At 64.2% G+C, this 20,542-nt stretch carries 16 protein-coding genes and 1 tRNA gene; 9 read left to right on the top strand and 8 right to left on the bottom strand.

The features are described 5' to 3' along the window. Positions 1–21: 21 nt before the first annotated feature. From chrA to queA, 3 genes are read right to left on the bottom strand one after another with little or no spacing between them, the layout of a single operon-like run. Positions 22–1,386 carry a chromate efflux transporter gene (gene chrA, locus V5B59_RS03440; RefSeq protein WP_169070189.1) on the bottom strand — a complete coding sequence of 455 codons (1,365 nt, stop codon included), beginning with the start codon at positions 1,384–1,386 and terminating at the stop codon, positions 22–24. Between the two features lies 1 nt (position 1,387). Further along, positions 1,388–5,593 carry a DEAD/DEAH box helicase gene (locus V5B59_RS03435; RefSeq protein ID WP_248594803.1) on the bottom strand — a complete coding sequence of 1,402 codons (4,206 nt, stop codon included), beginning with the start codon at positions 5,591–5,593 and terminating at the stop codon, positions 1,388–1,390. 41 nt (positions 5,594–5,634) lie between these two features. Next, positions 5,635–6,675: a tRNA preQ1(34) S-adenosylmethionine ribosyltransferase-isomerase QueA gene (queA, locus tag V5B59_RS03430; RefSeq protein ID WP_169070190.1), complete on the bottom strand. Its 1,041-nt coding sequence runs from the start codon at positions 6,673–6,675 to the stop codon at positions 5,635–5,637. A gap of 127 nt (positions 6,676–6,802) precedes the next feature. Here queA and V5B59_RS03425 point away from each other — a divergent pair. Then, a tRNA-Leu gene (locus V5B59_RS03425) sits at positions 6,803–6,889 on the top strand. 80 nt (positions 6,890–6,969) lie between these two features. Here V5B59_RS03425 and cobA read toward each other — a convergent pair. Both cobA and V5B59_RS03415 read right to left on the bottom strand, forming a co-directional pair. Then, positions 6,970–7,740: a uroporphyrinogen-III C-methyltransferase gene (cobA, locus tag V5B59_RS03420; RefSeq protein ID WP_169070191.1), complete on the bottom strand. Its 771-nt coding sequence runs from the start codon at positions 7,738–7,740 to the stop codon at positions 6,970–6,972. A gap of 42 nt (positions 7,741–7,782) precedes the next feature. Further along, positions 7,783–8,085 (bottom strand): hypothetical protein, encoded by a 303-nt coding sequence (locus V5B59_RS03415; protein WP_169070192.1) that lies wholly within the window; start codon positions 8,083–8,085, stop codon positions 7,783–7,785. Positions 8,086–8,329: 244 nt separating this feature from the next. On the opposite strand from V5B59_RS03415, the gene V5B59_RS03410 reads away from it, so the two are divergent. From V5B59_RS03410 to V5B59_RS03380, 7 genes are all read left to right on the top strand, one after another. Next, entirely contained in the window at positions 8,330–9,166 is an 837-nt protein-coding gene (locus V5B59_RS03410) for a hypothetical protein (protein ID WP_332351581.1), read from the top strand. Between the two features lie 87 nt (positions 9,167–9,253). After that, the gene (locus V5B59_RS03405) at positions 9,254–11,716 is read left to right on the top strand and encodes an arylsulfatase (RefSeq protein ID WP_248594810.1); all 2,463 of its coding nucleotides are present in this window, start codon (positions 9,254–9,256) and stop codon (positions 11,714–11,716) included. A gap of 46 nt (positions 11,717–11,762) precedes the next feature. After that, positions 11,763–12,212: a hypothetical protein gene (locus tag V5B59_RS03400; RefSeq protein ID WP_332351580.1), complete on the top strand. Its 450-nt coding sequence runs from the start codon at positions 11,763–11,765 to the stop codon at positions 12,210–12,212. Between the two features lie 83 nt (positions 12,213–12,295). After that, complete coding sequence (locus tag V5B59_RS03395) at positions 12,296–12,580, top strand: hypothetical protein (RefSeq protein ID WP_169070195.1); 285 nt, start codon at positions 12,296–12,298, stop codon at positions 12,578–12,580. A gap of 44 nt (positions 12,581–12,624) precedes the next feature. Continuing rightward, positions 12,625–13,500 carry a DUF2092 domain-containing protein gene (locus tag V5B59_RS03390; RefSeq protein WP_169070196.1) on the top strand — a complete coding sequence of 292 codons (876 nt, stop codon included), beginning with the start codon at positions 12,625–12,627 and terminating at the stop codon, positions 13,498–13,500. 11 nt (positions 13,501–13,511) lie between these two features. Further along, positions 13,512–14,168 (top strand): hypothetical protein, encoded by a 657-nt coding sequence (locus tag V5B59_RS03385; RefSeq protein ID WP_169070197.1) that lies wholly within the window; start codon positions 13,512–13,514, stop codon positions 14,166–14,168. 4 nt (positions 14,169–14,172) lie between these two features. After that, positions 14,173–14,730 (top strand): peroxiredoxin, encoded by a 558-nt coding sequence (locus V5B59_RS03380; protein WP_169070198.1) that lies wholly within the window; start codon positions 14,173–14,175, stop codon positions 14,728–14,730. A 78-nt stretch (positions 14,731–14,808) separates the two neighbouring features. Here the strand turns inward: V5B59_RS03380 and V5B59_RS03375 are convergent, their stop codons facing one another. From V5B59_RS03375 to mtnA, 3 genes are read right to left on the bottom strand one after another with little or no spacing between them, the layout of a single operon-like run. Next, positions 14,809–16,428 carry an NAD(P)/FAD-dependent oxidoreductase gene (locus V5B59_RS03375; RefSeq protein ID WP_169070199.1) on the bottom strand — a complete coding sequence of 540 codons (1,620 nt, stop codon included), beginning with the start codon at positions 16,426–16,428 and terminating at the stop codon, positions 14,809–14,811. 32 nt (positions 16,429–16,460) lie between these two features. Next, positions 16,461–17,114 (bottom strand): class II aldolase/adducin family protein, encoded by a 654-nt coding sequence (locus V5B59_RS03370; protein ID WP_169070200.1) that lies wholly within the window; start codon positions 17,112–17,114, stop codon positions 16,461–16,463. Between the two features lie 29 nt (positions 17,115–17,143). After that, on the bottom strand, positions 17,144–18,268 hold the full coding sequence (gene mtnA / locus V5B59_RS03365; RefSeq protein ID WP_169070201.1) for an S-methyl-5-thioribose-1-phosphate isomerase: 1,125 nt from the start codon (positions 18,266–18,268) through the stop codon (positions 17,144–17,146). Positions 18,269–18,409: 141 nt separating this feature from the next. On the opposite strand from mtnA, the gene V5B59_RS03360 reads away from it, so the two are divergent. Further along, positions 18,410–20,092 carry an AMP-binding protein gene (locus tag V5B59_RS03360; RefSeq protein WP_332351579.1) on the top strand — a complete coding sequence of 561 codons (1,683 nt, stop codon included), beginning with the start codon at positions 18,410–18,412 and terminating at the stop codon, positions 20,090–20,092. The last annotated feature ends 450 nt before the right edge of the window (positions 20,093–20,542 follow it).

Raw genomic sequence — 20,542 nt, 5'->3', positions numbered from 1 at the left:
TCGGGGTGAGCATCGACACGGTCAATGGACCGAGCAAGGGCAGTTCGTCATTCCCCAGGAAAGCAGCAGGCCGACGACGGCGCAGGCCGCGATGACGTGAATGACATTCTGCCGGTAGCGGAACAGCGCGACCGCGGCAGCCAGAGCGATCAGGGCGGAGATCCAGTCGAAGCTGCCGGTGAAACCTTTCGGCCAGAGGACGTGGTAGCCGAAGAACAGCGCCAGATTGAGGATCACGCCGACCACCGCCGCGGTGATGGCGGTCAGCGGTGCGGTGAATTTCAACTGGTTGTGGGTGGTCTCGACCAGCGGTCCGCCGAGCAGGATAAAAACGAACGAGGGCAGAAAGGTGAACCAGGTCACCAGCGCGGCGGCGACCGCGCCGGCAAGGAACAGGCTGTCCGGGCCGAAAACGGCCTTGAGGTAGCCACCGACGAAGCCGACAAAAGCGACCACCATGATCAGCGGCCCGGGCGTGGTTTCGCCGAGCGCGAGGCCATCGATCATCTGGGTCGCAGTCAGCCAGCCGTAGTGTTCGACGGCCCCCTGGTAGACGTAGGGAAGAACGGCATAAGCGCCGCCGAAGGTCAGCAGAGCGGCCTTGGTGAAAAACCAGCTCATCTGCGTCAGCGTGTGCTGCCAACCATAGGTCGCAGTCAGCAAGCCCATCGGGACGGCCCACAGAAGAGCAGCGACGATGACCACCTTGATCAGTCTGTACCATCCGAAGCGGGCATGCTCCGGAGTCGGCGTGTCGTCGTCGATCAAGGCCGGACCGAACGCGGCTTCGGCCGGGCCGTGGCCGCCGCCAAGCTGGAATTTCTCGGGTGCGACACGTCCGCCGATGTAGCCGAGCAGCGCGGCGACGGCGACGATGACGGGAAACGGCGCAGCGAGCGCGAAGATGGCGACGAAGGAAGCCGCCGCGATCGCCCAGAGGAACTGGTTCTTCAGGGCACGCAATCCGATCCGGTGCGCCGCCTGGATGACAATGGCGGTGACTGCCGGCTTGATCCCGTAAAACAGACCAGCCACCAGCGGCGTCTCGCCGAAGGCGATATAGACCCAGGACAGACCGATCAGAAGCAGCAGCGAGGGCAGCACGAACAGGATTCCGGCGACTATGCCGCCACGCGTGCGATGCATCAGCCAGCCGATGTAGGTGGCCAGTTGCTGGGCTTCGGGACCGGGGAGCAGCATGCAGTAGTTGAGTGCGTGCAGAAAGCGGCGCTCGGAAATCCAGCGGCGCCGTTCCACCAGTTCCGCATGCATCATCGAAATCTGTCCTGCCGGGCCGCCGAAACTGATGCATCCCAGCTTGAGCCAGAAGGCGAACGCCTGCCAGAAGCTGACTGAGGGGGGGGCTGCAGGGTTCGCGAGGCTCATGTCATTTTCCCCGAATCAGCGCCATTAGATCTTCGGTCGATGGCAGGGCACTGGCTTCGCCTTCGGCGAGAATGCTCTCGGCGAGCGCGCGTTTTTCATGGTGCAGGTCGACGATACGTTCTTCAACGGTGCCCTTGGTGACCAGCCGGTAAACGGTGACGGGTCTGAGCTGCCCGATGCGGTGCGCACGTCCCATCGCCTGATCCTCGGCCGCCGGGTTCCACCACGGGTCGGTGATCACCACGTAGTCGGCAGCGGTGAGGTTGAGGCCGAAGCCGCCGGCCTTGAGACTGATCAGGAAGAGTTCGCCTTCGCCGGCCTGGAATGCGGCGACCCGGCGCGTTCGCTCGGCGGCGGGGGTGGCACCGTCGAGGTACTGATAGCGGATTCCGGCTGCGTCGAGCGGTTCGCGGAGGATGCTCAGAAAATCGACGAACTGGCTGAAGACCAGCGCCTTGTGACCGTTGGCGATGAGCTCGCTGGCCAGTTCGCCAAAGGCCTGCACCTTGGCGCCGCTGATTCCGAACTCCGGGCTGCACAGGCGCGGGTCGCAGGCGGCACGCCGCAGACGCGTCAGTTGCGCGAGGATGTTGAAGCGGGACTGGGCTTCCGGTGTGCTGTCGAGCGTGCTGCTGATCTCGTTTGCGGCTTCGCGGCGCAGGGCTTCGTAATGTGCGGCTTCGCCAGCCTCCGGGCTGACCGTCAGGATCAGCTCGATGCGTGGCGGCAGTTCCTGCAGCACTTCCGCCTTGCTTCGCCGCAACACGAAGGGACCGATCAGGCGCTTGAGGACATGCTGGGCGTCGCGGTCGCGGTTGCGTTCGATCGGACCCGCGAAGCGCTCGTTGAAGCGGTTGACGGTGCCGAGCAGGCCGGGATTGGCAAAACGCATGATCGACCACAGGTCGGCGAGGCGGTTTTCCACCGGCGTTCCGGTCAGTGCCAGGCGAAAATCGGCCTTGAGCTCGAACACCGCCTGCGAGCGCTTGGCGGCTGCATTCTTGATCGCCTGTGCTTCGTCGGCGATCAGCGTGTGCCAGTTGCGCCCGGCGAAGCGTTCCTGCGCGAGTTGCAGCAGCGTGTAGGAGACGATCAGCAGATCCTGCGGCCCGGCCTGGCTGACCAGTTCCTCGCGTTCGCTGTCGCCGGCGTCGCTGTAGATGCGGGCGTTGAGCGTCGGTGCAAAACGACGTGTTTCGGCGAACCAGTTGCCGCATACCGAGGTCGGCGCGATGACCAGCGCCGGCCCGCCGGCGGCGCGCTCGAGCAGCACGGCGAGTGCCTGCAGCGTTTTGCCCAGGCCCATGTCGTCGGCCAGACAGCCGCCCATGCCGGCGGTCGCCAGACGCATCGCCCACTGGTAGCCGTCTTCCTGATAGGGCCGCAGCCTGGCCTGCAGCAGGCTCGGCAGTTTCGGTTCGGCGGACTGGGCGCTGCGCAGGCGCTCGATGGCCTCGCGAAAATCCTTGCCGGCGTCGAGCCGGGTGCCGTCGAGAATCTCGTCGAGCCAGGCGGCGGCGATCGTCGGTGCCTTGCCTCCCTGCTTGTCGGTTTCGATAACCGCCGCGAGTTCGCTGAGCTTTTGTTTGAGTGAGCGCGTCAGCGCAGCATACACACCGTCACCCATCGGGACGAAGCGGGATTTTTCGCGTGCCGCCGTCAGCAGGGTTTCGAGCTGCAGCACCAGACCCTCGTCGAGCGTCGCCTGCCCGGAGAGGCGGAACCAGTCGTGCTCGCGGCTGACGCTGACGCCGAGCTGCCGCGTATCGACGCTGACGACGCGAACGGCCTTGCCCTTGGGCCATTCAACCGCGGCAATCGCGGCCAATGTCGGCAGCGTTTCGACCGCCCCGAGTGCCTGCTCGGGGTCTTCGATCAGCCACTCGCTGATGCCGTCGCTGCCGTCGAGGAAGGGCAGGGCGTCGAGTACCGCTTCGAGATGCTGGCGCTCGCTCTGGAGGTCGCGTTCGGTGCCGACGCTTTCGCCTCCGAGCACGCTCATCAGGCGAAGCCGGCCGCTGCCCGCCGGCAGTCGCGGGCCGTCGGGGCCCAGCGGTGTCACCACCAGGCGCAGCGCCAGGTACTCGCCGACCGGCGAGAGTTCGGCACGCAGGCGTGAATCACTGGCGACCTGCCGGGAGGCCTGTGCCGAGTCGGCGTGTACCTGGAAACGTCCGGACAGCGCACGCAAGGTCTTTTCGACTTCTGCCTGCGCTCCCGGCGCATTGGCGGGAATGGCAACACGCCTCGAGACGAGCTGCGCGGCCTGCTGCTGCGCCGCCGAAAAACGCACCAGCCGGAGACGCTGCGGGCCGTCCTGGACGAGCGTGAGCAGGCGCAGCGCTTCGTTCTCGCGACGCATGTCAGCGTCCTCGACATAGAGGTACGTGCTTTCGACGACGGGTCGCAACGGTGGCTCGATGCGCATCACGAAGTGTTCGCCCTGACGGACCAGTTCCAGCTCCGGCTGCGATTCGCTGAGTTCGACGAACTGCTCCGGCGCGTTCTCCAGGACGATGCACGGATGACCCACCAGGGCGACGATCGCCGTTGGCAGATCGATGCGATAGCGGTTGCTGTAACCGCGCTCGGGGCGCAGCGCGCGCGCCACCTTGGCATCCCACGCTGGCAGATGTTCGTTGCCGAAGATTTTCACGAGGCTCAGCGCGCGTGGTCGGCCCCAGCCGCGCTGACCGCGCTTCTGTTCGAGCGGTTTGATCCCGAGCAACTGACCCTCCTTGCCGATCTCGATGGCCCAGAGCAGGCGTGTCGTTTCACTGCCGGCGTCGGCAGCAGTCTGCTCGCCGCCGAGCGATTGCAGGGCGTCGAGAATCGCGCGCCATTGCTCGCCAGCAGCGGCAACAAAATAGCCGGTTGGTGGATCGCGTCCGGAAAGTAGCTCTTCGGCGCCACGCAGCATGCGGCTCGGCAATTTCAGATGACAGTTCAGCAGCTTTCGCCGCAGGGCCATGATCGTCTCATGCCAGCCGCTGGCCGTATGCTGTGCATTCTGCGTACCTGGCGCAGCGATCGTCTCGCTACCCAGCCAGGCCGAGAGCAGAATGGCCCACAACGAATCCAGTCCCCAGCGATGTTCCTGGTCGCGGACTGGCTGGAAAGCGGCATGGATGATCGGCGTCTTGCCGAGACGAACGTCGATGGCATGGACCCAGCGCCCCCATACGGTGAATGGACTCGGGTCGCGCTGGCCGGCTTCGCCAATGCAGAACTTGCGCGCCAGTTCCAGATGCTTCGGGGTCGACTGGGCGAGCAATGCGAGTGGATAGAGCCAGCTGATACTCTCGGGCAGCAGGTGTTTGTTGCCACCGATTTCGCCCTTGCGCTGCTTCAGCGCTGCCTCGAAGGCGGCCTGTCCGGCTGCCCACTGGCTATCGACGACCAGGGCTGCGGCCCGGATAGCGGCAGCGAAGCCGTTGTCAAGCCCCTGCAGCGCTTGCTGCAACAGGTCGGCGTCACTGCGTTGCAACGCCAGCTCAGCAAGCGCCGGACGCAGATCACTGGACACTTGGTCGGGGTGCCGTCTGATCTGGTCAAGGGCCCACTCCGCGATCGGGTTGAAATCCGGCGCCCAGTTCAAGCATATCGATGCCACGCCCCGGCAGGCGAGCCGCGAGCGTTCGACCGGATCGATGTACTCGAAACTGGGGCCATCGAAGCCGAGCAGGAGGGCCTGAGTGAGGATGACGTTCCAGTCCATCGAACGTGCGACCAGTTGCCTGATCGCCGATAGCTCTTCGCTCGCTGTGCCGGAAAAGAACTTGGCTCGCACATAGGCAATGGTCGTCGGAAGACTGCTGCTGGGCCAGTAGTAGCTGGATCGTGTGGGGTCGAAACGATCGAGTTCGGCGACCAGCCCCGGTAGGCACTTCCCTGGACGGGTCTCGAGCAACTGCCGGTAGAGCGGCGCACGCAAAGCGTCCACGAGTTGGAAGGCGGTGGGGCGTGCCGCTGCGACGAGCAGTTTCTTGTCCTTGAGTTCCTCGACCGCGCTCTTCACATCGTTGAAGGTGAACGCTCTTCCGGTACTGGTGGTCAGACCACTCAAGCCGAGCAGGCGGTGTACGTCGGTCTGTGTACGGGCGGTCCACAACAGTGCACAGGCCAGTGCCACCTTGTGCGTGTCGGGAGTCAGTCCGTGCTTGTCGAGTTGCTCGATGGCGGAGTTGTTCAAGGAGTTCTTGAGCATGGCAGCGGTTTCAGAAGAGTAGGGCGAGCCTGTGGATTGAATCAGTCGCGGTGCAGCAGCATGGCGTCACCATAACTGAAGAAGCGGTAGCGCCGATTGATCGCGTGCCGATACGCGCCGCGGATGGCGTCCAGGCCGGCGAAAGCCGAAACGAGCATCAGCAGTGTCGATTTCGGGAGGTGAAAATTGGTGATCAGCCGGTCGACGACGCGAAAGCGGTAGCCTGGAGTGATGAAGATGTCGGTTTCTGCCGCGCCGGCGTGCAGTTCGCCGTGCTGCGCAGCCGCTTCGAGCGCACGCAGGCTGGTCGTCCCGACGGCGATGACCTGGCCGCCGCGGGCACGCGTGCGGGCAATCGCGGCGACCGTCGCCGGCGGAATCTCGAAACATTCGGCGTGCATGCGGTGATCGGTGATGCGCTGTACTCGCACCGGCTGAAAGGTGCCGGCACCGACGTGCAGCGTCAGCCAGGCCATCTCGGCACCGCGCTTTGCGAGTTCGGTCAATAGTGCCTCGTCGAAGTGCAGGCCGGCAGTGGGCGCAGCGACGGCGCCGGGGTGGCGGGCGAAAACCGTCTGATAGCGCGCTTCGTCGGCAGCGCTGGCCGCGTGCGTGATGTAGGGCGGCAAGGGCAAGCGGCCGTGGCGATCGAGCAGGCTCCAGAGATCACTTTCGCCGGCCGGTTCCAGCAATTCCAGGTCGAAGAACTCCTGCTGTTCACCGCTACGCCCGCGTACGCTCAGCAGGATGGCGTTTTCGAGGAGGATGCGGCTGCCGGCCTTCGGCGCTTTGCTGGCGCGGATTTGTGCCACGGCATGGCGAGCATCGACGATGCGCTCGATCAGAACCTCGACCTGGCCGCCGCTTTCCTTCTGCCCAAAGAGGCGCGCGCGGAGCACGCGCGTATCGTTGAACACCAGCAGATCGCCGGCATCGACGATTCCCGGAAGCTCGCTGAAGCGGCGGTCGTGGATGGTGCCGTCGGCCAGTTGCAACAGACGACTGGCGGTACGTTCTGCGGTCGGGTGCTGGGCGATCAGTTCGCCGGGAAGATCGAAGTCGAAATCGTCGAGCGTCAGCATGCGTGGGGTCTGCAGAGGGTTGTCGAGCGAGCGCCAGCGCGGAACGAATGTTGTCGAGTCCGCTTGTTCCTTGCCGGAGAATCAGCGATAATCAGGGCCTCTTCCGGCTCGCGAGTTGCGAGCCAAAGCCGAGATGGCGGAATCGGTAGACGCAGCGGACTCAAAATCCGCCGGTGGAAACATCGTGGGGGTTCGATTCCCCCTCTCGGCACCATCCAGAACAGCACATGCTCGCAAAGTGTTGAAGTATAACACGCTGCGGGTAGGCGGGCGCTTCCCGCCCGATCCGTCGATTCATCGTGCTGGTTTGAACCAGTCGAGTTTCTGCTGCAGGCGCACCACGGTTCCGACGATGATCAGCGCCGGAGAAGAGATGCCGGCGGCTGCGACCTTCGCCGGCAGGGTTGCCAGATCGGCGGTGAGCACGCGTTGCCGCCGCGTCGTGCCGTTCTGCACGACCGCCGCAGGGTGGTCCATGGGCAGTCCGTGGGCGATCATCTGCTGGCAGATTTCGGCGAGGCCGCCGACGCCCATGTAGAAGACTACCGTCAGCCGCGGACGCGCCAGCGAAGGCCAATCGAGATTGATCGTCCCGTCCTTGAGGTGGCCGGTCGCGAAGGCCACGGCCTGGGCATGCTCGCGATGGGTCAACGGGATGCCGGCATACGCGGCGCAACCGGCGGCGGCAGTCACTCCCGGCACCACCTCGAAGGCAATTCCCGATTCGACCAGCGTTTCGATTTCCTCGCCGCCACGCCCGAAAATGAAGGGGTCTCCCCCTTTGAGGCGGACGACCTGCTTGCCCGCGCGTGCCAGGCGCACCAGCAACTGGTTGAGTTCATTCTGTGGCACACTGTGTCGTGAACGTTCCTTGCCGGCATAGATTTTTTCTGCGTCAGGACGCGCCAGTTCAAGGACGCCATCGGCAATCAGATGGTCGTAGACGATGGCATCCGCTTCGCCGATCAGCCGCGCAGCACGCAGCGTCAACAGGTCGAGGTCGCCGGGACCGCTGCCGACGATGTACACGGTTCCGCTGGGCGTTGACGAAGGGGTATGGGTCATTCCGGTGTTTCCAATCATTACCATTAATCGAGGTGTCCGCTATCAGTCGGGCGGCAAGGCCGGGTCAGGGCGAACGGCGTCCGGCGAGAGCACCGGCGGCGGGTTCGTTGCCTCTGGCGAAAGTGCCCGCTCACGCGGTACGGCATCCGGCGAAAGCACCGGATCGGTTGCGGTTTCTTGCGGGGAGAGCGCACGCTCGGGACGCACCGCGTCCGGCGAGAGTACGGGTCCGGGATGGGTCTCCTCGGGCGATAATGCTGGGTCGAGGCGCACCGCGCCGTCACTCGTGTAGGATTGCGCATGCGCGGCTGACGGACTGAGCAAGGCCAGCGTGCTGCTCAGCATCACAATTGATAGGCGTTGACGGTTCGGCATTATTGTTTCTTCCCTGAGGTGGCCCGGCAATCCGGTGAGCATGGGGAGCGCTCCCCAGGCGAATGTAGCGCGTGCCCGGCAAGCGGTCAATGAGCGGTGGCCAGCGCTGCTCGAGGTCGGACCACGTTGGACCATCGCTCGGTGGCCGCATCGGCCATCTCTCTGGTAGACTGCCGGTCAGCAGAAATTCGTGTCTCTCATGGAGAGGGTGAACATGGCGTCAGCAAAGGGTTTCAGAAAATGTACCGTCGGTGCCCTGGGCGCACTCGGTCTGCTAGCGGTCACGCCAGGCAGCGCCGCAGAGAATCAGCCCCGGATGGACATCTTCGACGGGCAGTGGCACTTCAGTGTCACGCCCTATGTGTGGCTGCCGACGATCTATAACACGACGACGCTCAACCCGCTCGGGATCAGCAATGGCGTGACCAGCAAGCTGCACAGCACTCCCGACACTTACCTCCACAACCTCTCCTTCGCCTTTTTCCTTGCCGGCGAAGCGCGCAAAGGCGACTGGTCGCTGTTTTCCGACTACATCTACATGAAATTCGACCACCAGAACTCGGGGCTGAAGCCCATCGACCGACCGGGAGCAGCAGGCGCGTTACCATTTGACTCCTCGTCGGGTATCCAGTCCAATGTCCTGACGCTCGCCGGCAGCCACAGTGTCTGGCGCAAAGGCGCGTCGCATCTCGATGTATTCGCTGGCACCCGTTACCTCAACCTGGTTACAACGCTGAATTACAACTTGTTTCCTTTTCCGGATAATCTGAATGCCTCGGTCTCCGTCAACAAGTGGGACGGGATTGTCGGCGTCAAGGGCAGGATTGGCCTCAGTGAAGATGGCCGGTGGTTCATGCCCTACTACCTGGATGTCGGTGCCGGTTCGCAAAACACGACCTGGCAGGCGCTGGTCGGTACCGGCTACCGCTACGGCTGGGGTGACGTGACAGTGATCCTGCGCAACCTCAGCTACAACTTTGACGGCAAGGGTCACGGCGGCCTGGACGCGCGCTTCACCGGGCTGGCAGTGGGTGCGACCTTCTTTTTTTAAACACCTGAAAATTTTCAACAACGCAAGGAGATGATAATGAAAACAGGGATACATCGATGGGCCTTGCTTGCCCTGGCTGTATTGGCCATGGCGATTGCCGGCCCCGGCCTTGCCCAGCAAGTTACCGGTGTGCTCGGCTCACCCAGCGCGACGGCTTCGATCAGCGGCAAGCAGCTGCCCGCGCCCGATCCGAAATTTGCTGGCGTGATCCAGGACGACGCCCTGCAATCCAAGCCCTGGTGGGCGCCGCGCATCGTGCCGCCGAAGGGTGCTCCGAACGTGCTGCTGATCATCACCGACGACGCCGGCTTCGGCGTGCCGAGCACCTTTGGCGGCGTCATCCCGACGCCGGCGATGGACCGCATCGCCAACGAAGGACTGCGCTACAACCGCATGTTCTCGACGGCGTTGTGCTCGCCAACGCGCGCCGCGCTGATCACCGGGCGCAACCACCACTCGGCCGGCTTCGGCGTGATCTCCGAGCAGTCGACCGGCTACCCTGGCTACAACAGCATCATCGGCAAGGACAAGGCGACGATCGGCCGCATCCTGCTCGACAACGGCTACGCCACCTCGTGGTTCGGCAAGAACCACAACACGCCGGCGTTCGCCGCCAGCCAGGTCGGGCCATTCGACCAATGGCCCAGCGGCATGGGCTTCGAGTATTTCTACGGTTTCGTCGGCGGCGACGCCAACCAGTGGCAGCCGAACCTGTTCCGCAACACGACGCAGATCTATCCTTTCGAGGGCAAACCGGGCTGGAACCTCGTCACCGGGATGGCCGACGATGCCATCGACTACATGACACGCGTACACCAGATCCAGCCGGACAAGCCGATCTTCATCAAGTACGCCCCCGGCGCCACACACGCGCCGCATCACCCGACCCAAGAATGGGTAGAAAAGATCAGGGCGATGCACCTCTTTGACGACGGCTACGAGAAGCTGCGCGAGCGCATCTTCGAGAACCAGAAGCGGCTCGGGGTGATCCCCAAGGACACCAAGCTCGGGCCCTGGCCGTCGCAAGTCCTCAAACCATGGGATCAGCTGAGCGCCGACGAGAAGAAGCTGTTCATCCGCCAGGTCGAGGTCTTCGCCGCCTATGCCGCCTACAGCGACCATGAAATCGGCCGCGTGATCCAGACCTTCCAGGATCTTGGTAAGCTCGACAACACGCTGATCATCTACATCAACGGCGATAACGGCACCAGCGCCGAGGGCGGGCCGCTGGGCACGCCGAACGAGGTCGCGTTCTTCAACGGCCTGAACCAGTTGCCCGTGGACGTGCAGATGAAGTTCTACGACGTCTGGGGAACCGAGCAAACCTACAACCACATGTCGGCCGGCTGGTCCTGGGCTTTCGACACGCCGTTCTCGTGGTTCAAGCAGAACGCCTCGCAGCTCGGCGGCGTAAACCAGAACATGGTGGTGTCGTGGCCAGCGCGCATCAAGGACAAGGGCGGCTTGCGCGAGCAGTTCGTGCACGTCATCGACGTCGTGCCGACCATTCTCGAGGCAGCGGGCATTCGTGCGCCGGAGATGGTTGACGGCATCAGACAGGCGCCGATCGAGGGCACCAGCTTCGCCTACACGTTCGACGCGACCAGTGCCAAGGCGCCGACGCGCCACAAGACCCAGTATTTCGAGATGATGGGCCAGTGGGCGCTGTACCACGACGGCTGGTTTCTCAGCACCAAGGTGAATCGCGCGCCATGGGAAGCCTTCGGCCCGGCGAATCCCGACCCCCTGAACAACCAGGTGCTCGAACTGTTCAACCTGAACAGCGACTTCAGCCAGACCACCGACCTGGCTGCGAAGAACCCGCAGAAGGTCAAGGAAATGAAGCAGATGTTCATCGCCGAGGCGAAGAAGCACCAGGTCTTCCCGATGGATGCTTCGGTGGCGGCGCGCATCGTCGCGCCACGGCCGAACATCACTGCCGGGCGCAGCGAGTTCGTCTACACGCGACCGATGGTCGGCCTGCCGCAAGGGGATTCGCCGCTGCTGCTGAACACCTCCTACACCGTCACCGCCGACATCGAGGTGCCTGCCGCTGGAGCCGAGGGCATGATCCTGACCTCGGGTGGGCGTTTCGGTGGCTACGGCTTCTACCTGCTCAAGGGCAAGCCGGTGTGGCTATGGAACATGGTCGATCTCGAGCGCCTGAAGTGGGAAGGCGCCGAGGCGCTACCACCCGGCAAGCACACGCTCGAGTTCGATTTCAAGTACGACGGTCTGGGTGCCGGCACGCTGGCCTTCAACAGCTTCAGCGGCGTCGGCCGGCCCGGTACCGGCACGCTGAAGGTGGACGGCCAGGTCGTCGCCACCAGGACGATGCCCAAGACGCTGCCGATGATCCTGCAGTGGGACGAGAGCTTCGACATCGGCTCCGATACCCTGACCGGCGTGAACGACGCGGACTACAAGCCGCCGTTCACTCTGACCGCGAAGCTCAACAAGCTGACGATCAAGGTCGACCGGCCGCAGTTGTCACCCGAGGACATGAAGAAACTCGATGCGGCCATGCGCAACAACAAGGTGAGCGAGTAGCCGGAACGAAGCGGCCGGCGTCCGAAGTGCCGGCCGCAGCAAATCATTGGACAATCATTTTCTCAAGGGTCGGCAAGGCATGCAGATCTCGATCGTACGCACCCTGGCCAGCCTCGCGCTTGCCCTGAGTATATTGGCTGAACCGGTTGCTGCACAGGGTACGGCGCCGCACCCACCATCCGAGCCCACTTTCGGTGCCCTGCCGGGGCGCTGGGTACGGCCCGACGGCGGCTATGTGATTACCATCAAGAGTGTCGATGCCGGCGGTAAACTCGACGCCGCCTACGCCAACCCGAACCCGCTGCCGTTCTCGAGGGCCGAGGCCGTACGCGACGGCAAGACCATCAGGCTCTTTTTTGAATTGCGCGCCGGTGGCTACAACGGATCCACCTACACGCTCAGTTATGACCCGGAGAACGACCTCCTCAAAGGGGTCTACTACCAGGCGGTGGTGCAGCAGAAGTTCGATGTCCATTTCACGCGCGTCAGGCAATAGGCAATAGGCAATAGGCAATAGGCAATAGGCAATAGGCAAGCAGTAATGTCATACTTCTTACACCAACCAATGAGGAGTCAATCATGAACAAGCATTTCTGGCGGTTTGCCATCCTGCCGGCCGTTTTCGTCGCCGGCCTCAGCTTTGCGCAATTCCCGGTCCTCGACATGGTCGCCGACAAGGTGGTCCAGAAATACCAGACGGCGACCTGTGAGCAGTTGTGGATGAATAAAGGCCAGCCGAAGTCGGCAGAGGAGCAGCGCGTCATCGGCCTGCTGCGCAGCGATCCGGCGATGCGCACCGAGTTTCTGAATCGGGTGGCGGCGCCGATCGCCAACAAGATGTTCGAATGTGGAATGATCCCGTAAGCAGCGTTGCGCAGGCATTCTGCTGCCTTTTCAAGGAGGAGACAATGATTCATCACCCGTTCGCCCGGCGTGTGGCGCTGCTCGCTGCCGGTCTGCTCGTGGCCGGCAGCGTGCAGGCACAGCAGCCATCGGGCAAGCCTAAAGCCGCCAAGCCGGCCAGGACCGCAAGCAAAGCCGTGGCGCCCAAGCCGGTAATCGAGATCAAGGCCGTCGACCTTCTGAAGGCGATGAGCGAGCGCTTGGCGGCAGCGCGTTCGATGGCGTTCACCGCCGTGGTCACCTACGAAGCACCGAGTCGCCTCGGCCCTGCGCTGGCCTACACGACCACCTCCGAAGTGCTCATGCAACGGCCAGACAAGCTGCGGGTGATCACCATCGGCGACGGCCCGGCTTCGGAGTTCTACTACGATGGCAAGGCGATGACCGCCTATTCGCCGGCGGAGAATTTCGTCGCAGTCGCCGCGGCACCGCCGACCATCGACGCGACACTCAAGGCTGCATTCGAGAGTGCCGCGATCTATTTTCCGTTCGCCGACGTGGTTCTTGCCGACCCCTACAGGAACATCGCCGAGGGACTGACCAACGCTTTCTACATCGGTCAGTCGAAGGTCGTCGGCGGCACGGTCACCGACATGCTGGCCTACGTCAACGACGCAGTCTTTGTGCAGATCTGGATCGGCGCCGATGACAAGCTGCCGCGCATGCTGCGCGCCGTCTATCGTGACGATCCGTTGCGCCTGCGTCATCAGATGGAGCTTGCCAACTGGAAGCTCGACCCGGCCGTGGCAGCGGATGCGTTCGCCACGTCGAAGACCACCACGGCGGTGTCGGTAGCCTTCGCCCACCCGGATGCCAAAGCGGCGGCGGCTCTGCAAGCGCCGGCGAAACCTAAGCCAGCCAAGTCCACCCAGTCGCAGTGAGGAGCACTCTCATGAACAGGATCGTTATTGCCCTTGCAGGGGTGATCGGCAGCATGCTATTACCCGGAGAGGCCGCCGCCTGGGGCAGTGCCAACCGCTTTGGCGGCAGCACCGAGCACGTCGCGGGGGTAGGAACCGAGCATACCAATGCCTGGGGCGGCAGTTCAGCGCACGCCTTTGACGGTGGCAGCGAGCACACCAATAGATATGGCGGTACCACTGCCGGCAGGTATGGCGAAGGGGCTTACCACAGCACGCCCTACGGTGCGACCGCCTATCACCCGCCAGGGTATCCGGCGTACCCGGCGTACCGCCCAGCCGCTCCATATTATCCGTACCACCCGCCCGTCGTTGTTCCCGCCTACACCGCAGCGGGTTGCTACGGCTGTGCGGCAGCGGCCGGCGCCGTCGTCGGTGTCGCTGCCGGTGCGGCGATCGCCTCGGCGAATACCGCCGCTGCCACCAGCAACGCCTATTCTTCGGGCTACGCCGCCGGCAGCGCCAACACTGCCGCGGCCTACGCGATGGGGGTGAACTACGCGGCACTGCCCGCCGGCTCGGTGCCGGTCCAGAAGTATGGCACCACCTACTATCTGCTCGGGAACACCTGGTTCCAGCCGGCCTTCGGTGCCAACGGCGTGTATTACCGCGTCGTCCCGACACCGTGACCGCATGAACTTCTCGGAATTGCCGGAAAACCTTCCGGTTCCTACGGACGACGGTGCTGCAGCGCATCTGCAAGGCCTGTTTCTGCCCGCTCTGACCCTCCCGGCCACGGACGGTTCGAACGTTTCTTTGAACGAGCTGGATGGGCGTTGGGTGATCTACATCTATCCGATGACCGGCCGGCCCGGACTTCCGTTGCCGGAGGGATGGGACGGAATTCCCGGTGCGCGCGGCTGCACGCCGCAGTCCTGCAGTTTCCGCGACCACCACGCCGAGTTGACAGCCTTGCATACCGGCGTTTTCGGCCTGAGTGTGCAGAGCACCGACGTGCAGCGTGAAGCCAGGGAAAGGCTGCATCTACCGTTTCAATTGCTGAGTGACACTGGCCTGCAGCTCAAGAGCTCGCTGCGACTGCCCACCTTCAGCGTAACCGGTACGGAATGGTTCAAGCGGCTGACGCTGATCGTGCAGGATGGACGAATTGCAAAGGTCTTCTACCCCGTCTTTCCGCCGGACAGCAACGTCGTCGAGGTCCTCGCCTGGCTACGCAATGCAGGCGATTGATGCCGGAACGATGACGCTTGCCGCAGCCATTCGTGCCGAAGCGGCGCGCTGAGGCGCCGACAGTCACCACGAACGGGTTCACTGCTTGTGCCGGGCCACCTGTCCGAGCATTTCCCGCGTCACCGCTTCAGCCACCCGGATCCCGTCGACGCCGGCCGAGAGGATGCCGCCGGCGTAACCGGCGCCTTCGCCCGCTGGATAGAGACCCTTGACGTTCAGGCTCTGGCAATCGTCGCCGCGGGTGATGCGCAGCGGCGAAGAGGTGCGCGTCTCGACGCCGGTGAGCACCGCGTCGGGCATGGCAAAGCCGCGAATCTGGCGGTCGAAGGCGGGTATCGCTTCGCGCAGGGCGGCGATGGCGTAGTCGGGCAAGGCGCTGGCGAGACTGGTCAGACGCACGCCGGGCTGATACGAGGGCAGCACCGTGCCGAGCCGTGTCGATGGGCGGCCAGCAAGAAAATCGCCGACGAGCTGGCCAGGCGCCTCGTAGGTTCCACCGCCGAGTTCGAATGCGTGCGCTTCGAGCTGCCGCTGCAGTGCAATGCCAGCCAGCGGTCCGCCGGGGTAGTCGAGCGGGGTGATGCCGACGACGATGCCGGCGTTGGCGTTACGCTCGTTGCGCGAATACTGGCTCATGCCGTTGGTGACCACGCCGTTCGGTTCGGAAGTGGCGGCGACCACCGTGCCGCCGGGACACATGCAGAAACTGTAAACGCTGCGACCGTTGCGGCAATGATGCACCAGCTTGTAGTCGGCGGCACCGAGCAGCGGGTTGCCGGCGTATGGCCCGAAACGCGCCTGGTCGATCAGTGCTTGCGGGTGTTCGATGCGCAAGCCGATCGAGAAGGGCTTGGCCTCCATGAACACGCCGGCAGCGTGCAACATCGCGAAGGTGTCGCGGGCGCTGTGGCCGAGCGCCAGGATGACCTGCTCGGCGCGCAGTTCCTCGCCGCTCGCGAGTGTCACGCCACGCACTCTGCCGTGTTCGATGTGCAGGCCGCTGACGCGCTGCTGAAAACGGATTTCGCCGCCGAGCTGTTCGATCTCGCGGCGCATCTGTTCGACCATGCCGACCAGCCGGAAGGTGCCGATGTGCGGTTTGCTGACGTAGAGAATCTCCGCCGGGGCGCCGGCCTTGACGAATTCCATCAGCACCTTGCGCCCGTAGTGCCTGGGATCCTTGATCTGGCTGTAGAGCTTGCCGTCGGAAAAGGTGCCGGCGCCGCCTTCGCCGAACTGCACGTTCGATTCCGGGTTGAGCTGCTTCTTCCGCCACAGTCCCCAGGTATCCCGGGTGCGTTCGCGCACTGCCTTGCCGCGCTCGAGAACGATCGGCCGGAATCCGCTCTGCGCCAGGATCAGTGCGGCAAAGATGCCGGCCGGGCCGAAGCCGACGACGATCGGCCGCGTCGTGAGCTGCGCCGGCGCCTGCCCGACGAATTGGTAGCGCATGTCCGGTGTCGGTTGCACCTGCCGGTCGGCAGCGAATCGCTCGAGGATCGCGGCGGCGTCGGGCAGCGCCACGTCGACACTGTAGAGGAAGGTCGGCGCACTCGCCTTGCGCGCGTCGCAACTGCGCCGGAAGACGCTGATCTCGCCGAGATCGGCCTCGGCAATGCCGAGGCGAGCGGCGACCGCGGCAGCCAGCGCGGCCGGCGGATGCTCGATGGGAAGGCGAATTTCGCTGATCCGCAGCATGGTCGGTTCCTTGCCGTGATCCGCAGTAGCGCTCAAGGCTGCTGGCCGTAGCTGGCGAACTTGTCGAGCACCGTCGCCATTTCGGTGGCATCGAGCAGCACCGGTTGACCGAGCTGGCAGGCGCGCCAGTATTGTTCGCAGAGTGTTTCGAGTTCGATGCCGAGGTCGATCGCCTGTTGCAGATCGTCGCCGAGCACCAGCATGCCGTGGTTCGCGAGCAGGCAGGCGCGGCGTTTCACGATCGCCAGCAGGACGGCGTCGGAGAGTGCCTGTGTACCGAAGGTCGCGTAAGCGGCACAGCGAACATTGTCGCCGCCAAAGCGTGCGATCATGTAGTGGAATGGCGGGATGTCGCGGCGCAGGCAGGCGAGGCTGGTGGCGAACGGCGAATGCGCGTGCAGGATGGCGCCGGCGTCGGCGCGGGCAGCGTAGAGGTCGCGGTGGAAGCGCCACTCGGACGATGGCCGGCGGCGACCCTGGCAACTGCCCTCGTGGTGCATGTGGACGATGTCTGCAGCGACCAGTTCGTCGTACGCCATGCCGGTCGGCGTGATCAGGAAGTCGCCGTCATTCCCCGTTCCGGCCTCCCCGACGCGCACGCTGAGGTTGCCGGCGGTACCGCGGTTCAGGCCGGCGGCCTGCATGCGGCGCGCGCTGTCGATCAGTTGTTGGCGCAGATCAGTCATGCCGTTACTGTGAAAGTCGCATCAGTGACTCACGATGTGTGAATGTCTGGATGTATGGATGTATCGAAAAGGCATGACCGTTCCTCCGGGTAGAGGGCGCTCAGCCCGTCGCTGCTTGCCGGGCAGGCGCCGCGTTCGCTGATCAGGGTGCTGACCAGACTCGCAGGGGTAATGTCGAAAGCCGGGTTGGCGACCGCGGCATCGGCCGCGAGCTGCCGGACCTGGCCGGGTCGGCCAGCCGCGTCGCATCCCTGAAGCAGCCGCAACTCGTCGCCGGCGCGCTCCTCGATCGGGATGTCGGCGCCGTTCGTGCAGGCAAAGTCGATCGTCGACCGTGGTGCGGCCACATAGAACGGGACGCCGGCGGCACGCGCTGCCAGTGCCTTGAGGTAGGTACCGATCTTGTTGGCGACGTCGCCATTGGCAGCGACGCGGTCGGCGCCGACGATCACCGCGTCGATGCGGCCGCGCGCCAGCAGCAGACCGGCGGCGTTGTCGGCGATCAGCGTGTGCGGCACGCCGTGCTCACGGAGTTCCCAGGCGGTCAGCAGGCCCTGGTTGCGCGGACGCGTTTCGGAAACCCAGACATGGATGTCGATTCCCTGGTCGAATGCGGCATAGACCGGTGCCAGCGCCGTACCGTGGTCGACGGTCGCCAGCCAGCCGGCGTTGCAGTGGGTCATGATCTCGATGCGCCCGCGCACACCGACGAGTGCGCGCAGCAGTCGCAGGCCGTGCTCGCCGATGCGGCGACATTGCTGCACGTCCTCTTCGGCGAGCCTGCCCGCTTCCAGCCATGCCGCCTCGGCACGCAGCGACGGCGGCAGCGGCAGCAGGCAGGCTTGCAGGCGCATCAACGCCCAGTGCAGATTGACCGCCGTCGGACGCGTCGCACCCAGCGTCCTGATCGCCGCGAGCAGCGTGGCGTCGTCGGCACAGGGCGACAACGCCAGCGCGACCCCATAAGCGGCGGTGACCCCGAGCAGCGGTGCGCCGCGGACCTGCATGCTGCAGATCGCCTGCGCCACTTCTTCGAGGCGGTTCAGCCGCAACACGCGATAGGCCTGCGGCAGTAGCGTCTGGTCGATGATGTCGACGGCGCGGTCCTGGGGTACGGGGGTGATCGTTCGCGTCGGCTTGCCATGGACTCTCATGGCCGTCATTCTACCAGCCGGCCGCGCGCTGCCGACGATTGATCGCTGCGCCTCGTCCGCCGGCGCCCCCTTCTGCCGGCAAGTCCCTTACAATATTGGACCGCAATATCCAGAGGTTTCATCCACAAGAGAGGAGCAAACATGTCTTATTCGGCCTTCGTGCAGGCACGCGATTTCCTTCTGACTCACCGCACCGACTACGAGACGGCATACCGTGATTTCCAATGGCCACAGCTCACTGAATTCAACTGGGCACTGGATTATTTCGACGTAATGGCAGCAGGCAACGATCGCCCGGCGCTGTGGGTGGTCAACGAAGACGGTGCGGAGCAGAAGATGTCGTTCTCCGAAATGTCGCAGCGTTCGAACCAGGTTGCCAACTGGCTGCGCGCGCAAGGCGTCGGGCGCGGCGATCGCATTCTGATGATGCTCGGCAACGAAGTATCGCTGTGGGATACGATGCTGGCCTCGATCAAGCTCGGCGCGGTGTTGTCGCCGGCCACCACGCTGCTCGCCCCCGACGACCTGCGCGACCGTCTCGACCGTGGCCAGGTGCGGCATGTGATCATCGGCCACACGCACGCCGACAAGTTCAGCGGCCTGCCCGGCGACTACACGCGCATCACCGTCGGTGGGGCGGTCGCCGGCTGGCAGCAACTCGAAGACGCTTACCAGGGGTCGAGCGAGTTCGAACCCGACGGCCCGACCCTGGCGACCGACCCGCAACTGCTCTATTTCACCTCCGGCACGACCTCGAAACCCAAACTGGTGCTGCACAGCCAGCAGAGTTATCCGGTCGGGCATCTGTCGACCATGTACTGGCTCGGACTGCAGCCCGGCGACGTGCATTGGAACATCAGTTCGGCCGGCTGGGCGAAGCACGCCTGGAGCTGCTTTTTCGCGCCCTGGAACGCCGGTGCAACGGTATTCATCTACAACTACTCGCGCTTTGCCGCGGCGTCGATCCTCGAAACGCTGGTCAGATGCTCGGTGACCACCCTCTGCGCGCCGCCGACGGTGTGGCGGATGCTGATCCAGGAAGACCTCGGCAAGTATCCGGTCAAGGTACGCGAACTGATCGGTGCCGGCGAGCCGCTGAATCCGGAAGTCATCGACCAGGTCAAGGCCGCCTGGGGAATCACCCTGCGCGACGGTTTTGGCCAGACCGAAACCACCGCCCAGGTCGGCAACTCGCCCGGACAGGCGGTCAAGCTCGGTTCCATGGGTCGCCCGATGCCCGGCTACCAGGTGCGCCTGGTCGACATGGACGGTCATGTCTCCGATGAAGGCGAAATCTGTCTGACGCTATCGCCGCGTCCGCTCGGGCTGATGATCTCCTACGATGACGACCCCGAGAAGACCGCCGAGGTGATGCGTGATGGCTTCTATCACACCGGCGACACCGCTTCCGTCGATGCCGACGGCTACATCACCTACGTCGGCCGCGCCGACGACGTGTTCAAGGCTTCCGACTACCGCATCAGCCCGTTCGAACTGGAGAGCGTCCTGATCGACCACGAAGCGGTTGCCGAAGCGGCCGTCGTGCCGAGTCCCGACCCCCTGCGTCTGGCCGTGCCGAAAGCTTTCCTGACCTTGCGCGCCGGCTATGCACCGGGGCGTGAACTGGCGCGCGACATCTTTGTTTTCCTGCGCAGCCGTCTGTCGCCGTACAAACGCGTGCGACGACTCGAATTCGGCGAGCTGCCGAAGACCATTTCCGGCAAGATCCGCCGCGTCGACCTGCGCAGGGGCGAACAGGACCGGGATCGCGCGGCCACGACGCGCGGCGAATTCGAATACTACGAGGAGGATTTCGAGTTCTAGGAAGATATTGGGTGGACTATGCTCCCCTTCCCCCCTCGTGGGGGCGAAGGCGGGGTTTCGCGGAGCACTGCTCCGCGCCGCCGCAGCCGGCCCGGGCTGCAGCGCGGGCCGTGGAAGGGGTTGGGGAAGAGGGAGGGAATAAGCGCTCTTCCATTTGCTCACGAGCGCTACCATGGCCCATGTCCCGCAAGCCCGGCTCTTTTCCTGGGAAGACGTTGAAAGCGGCTCCGACCTCGACCGCTGGTCGTTGGCGCTCGATTACCTGCCGGACGACGCGCTGATGCAGGCCCTCGAAGCTCGTCGAGCGAAGGGCCGAGACGACTATATGCAAAAATCATCAAGCGCTGTTGAAAAAGCCCTTCGACATTCCTGTGGCTGCCATCGCGGAACGACAGGGCCGGAATGTCGGAGAACTTGTCCGAGTGCGCTTGCTTGGGCTGAGAGACCTTC

This window comes from Candidatus Accumulibacter contiguus (genome assembly GCF_036625285.1).
In the GTDB taxonomy this organism is placed as follows: domain Bacteria; phylum Pseudomonadota; class Gammaproteobacteria; order Burkholderiales; family Rhodocyclaceae; genus Accumulibacter; species Accumulibacter contiguus.
Note: the sequence above shows the minus strand (reverse complement) of the source record. Positions and strands in the feature narration are given on the sequence as shown.

What these genes read in the sequence shown, in the direction of transcription:
- chrA (WP_169070189.1), bottom strand. Translation starts at nt 1,386, where the DNA reads ATGAGCCTCGCGAACCCTGCAGCCCCCCCCTCAGTCAGCTTCTGGCAG.
- V5B59_RS03435 (WP_248594803.1), bottom strand. Translation starts at nt 5,593, where the DNA reads ATGCTCAAGAACTCCTTGAACAACTCCGCCATCGAGCAACTCGACAAG.
- queA (WP_169070190.1), bottom strand. Translation starts at nt 6,675, where the DNA reads ATGCTGACGCTCGACGATTTCGACTTCGATCTTCCCGGCGAACTGATC.
- cobA (WP_169070191.1), bottom strand. Translation starts at nt 7,740, where the DNA reads ATGACCCATACCCCTTCGTCAACGCCCAGCGGAACCGTGTACATCGTC.
- V5B59_RS03415 (WP_169070192.1), bottom strand. Translation starts at nt 8,085, where the DNA reads ATGCTGAGCAGCACGCTGGCCTTGCTCAGTCCGTCAGCCGCGCATGCG.
- V5B59_RS03410 (WP_332351581.1), top strand. Translation starts at nt 8,330, where the DNA reads ATGGCGTCAGCAAAGGGTTTCAGAAAATGTACCGTCGGTGCCCTGGGC.
- V5B59_RS03405 (WP_248594810.1), top strand. Translation starts at nt 9,254, where the DNA reads ATGGCGATTGCCGGCCCCGGCCTTGCCCAGCAAGTTACCGGTGTGCTC.
- V5B59_RS03395 (WP_169070195.1), top strand. Translation starts at nt 12,296, where the DNA reads ATGAACAAGCATTTCTGGCGGTTTGCCATCCTGCCGGCCGTTTTCGTC.
- V5B59_RS03390 (WP_169070196.1), top strand. Translation starts at nt 12,625, where the DNA reads ATGATTCATCACCCGTTCGCCCGGCGTGTGGCGCTGCTCGCTGCCGGT.
- V5B59_RS03385 (WP_169070197.1), top strand. Translation starts at nt 13,512, where the DNA reads ATGAACAGGATCGTTATTGCCCTTGCAGGGGTGATCGGCAGCATGCTA.
- V5B59_RS03380 (WP_169070198.1), top strand. Translation starts at nt 14,173, where the DNA reads ATGAACTTCTCGGAATTGCCGGAAAACCTTCCGGTTCCTACGGACGAC.
- V5B59_RS03375 (WP_169070199.1), bottom strand. Translation starts at nt 16,428, where the DNA reads ATGCTGCGGATCAGCGAAATTCGCCTTCCCATCGAGCATCCGCCGGCC.
- V5B59_RS03370 (WP_169070200.1), bottom strand. Translation starts at nt 17,114, where the DNA reads ATGACTGATCTGCGCCAACAACTGATCGACAGCGCGCGCCGCATGCAG.
- mtnA (WP_169070201.1), bottom strand. Translation starts at nt 18,268, where the DNA reads ATGAGAGTCCATGGCAAGCCGACGCGAACGATCACCCCCGTACCCCAG.
- V5B59_RS03360 (WP_332351579.1), top strand. Translation starts at nt 18,410, where the DNA reads ATGTCTTATTCGGCCTTCGTGCAGGCACGCGATTTCCTTCTGACTCAC.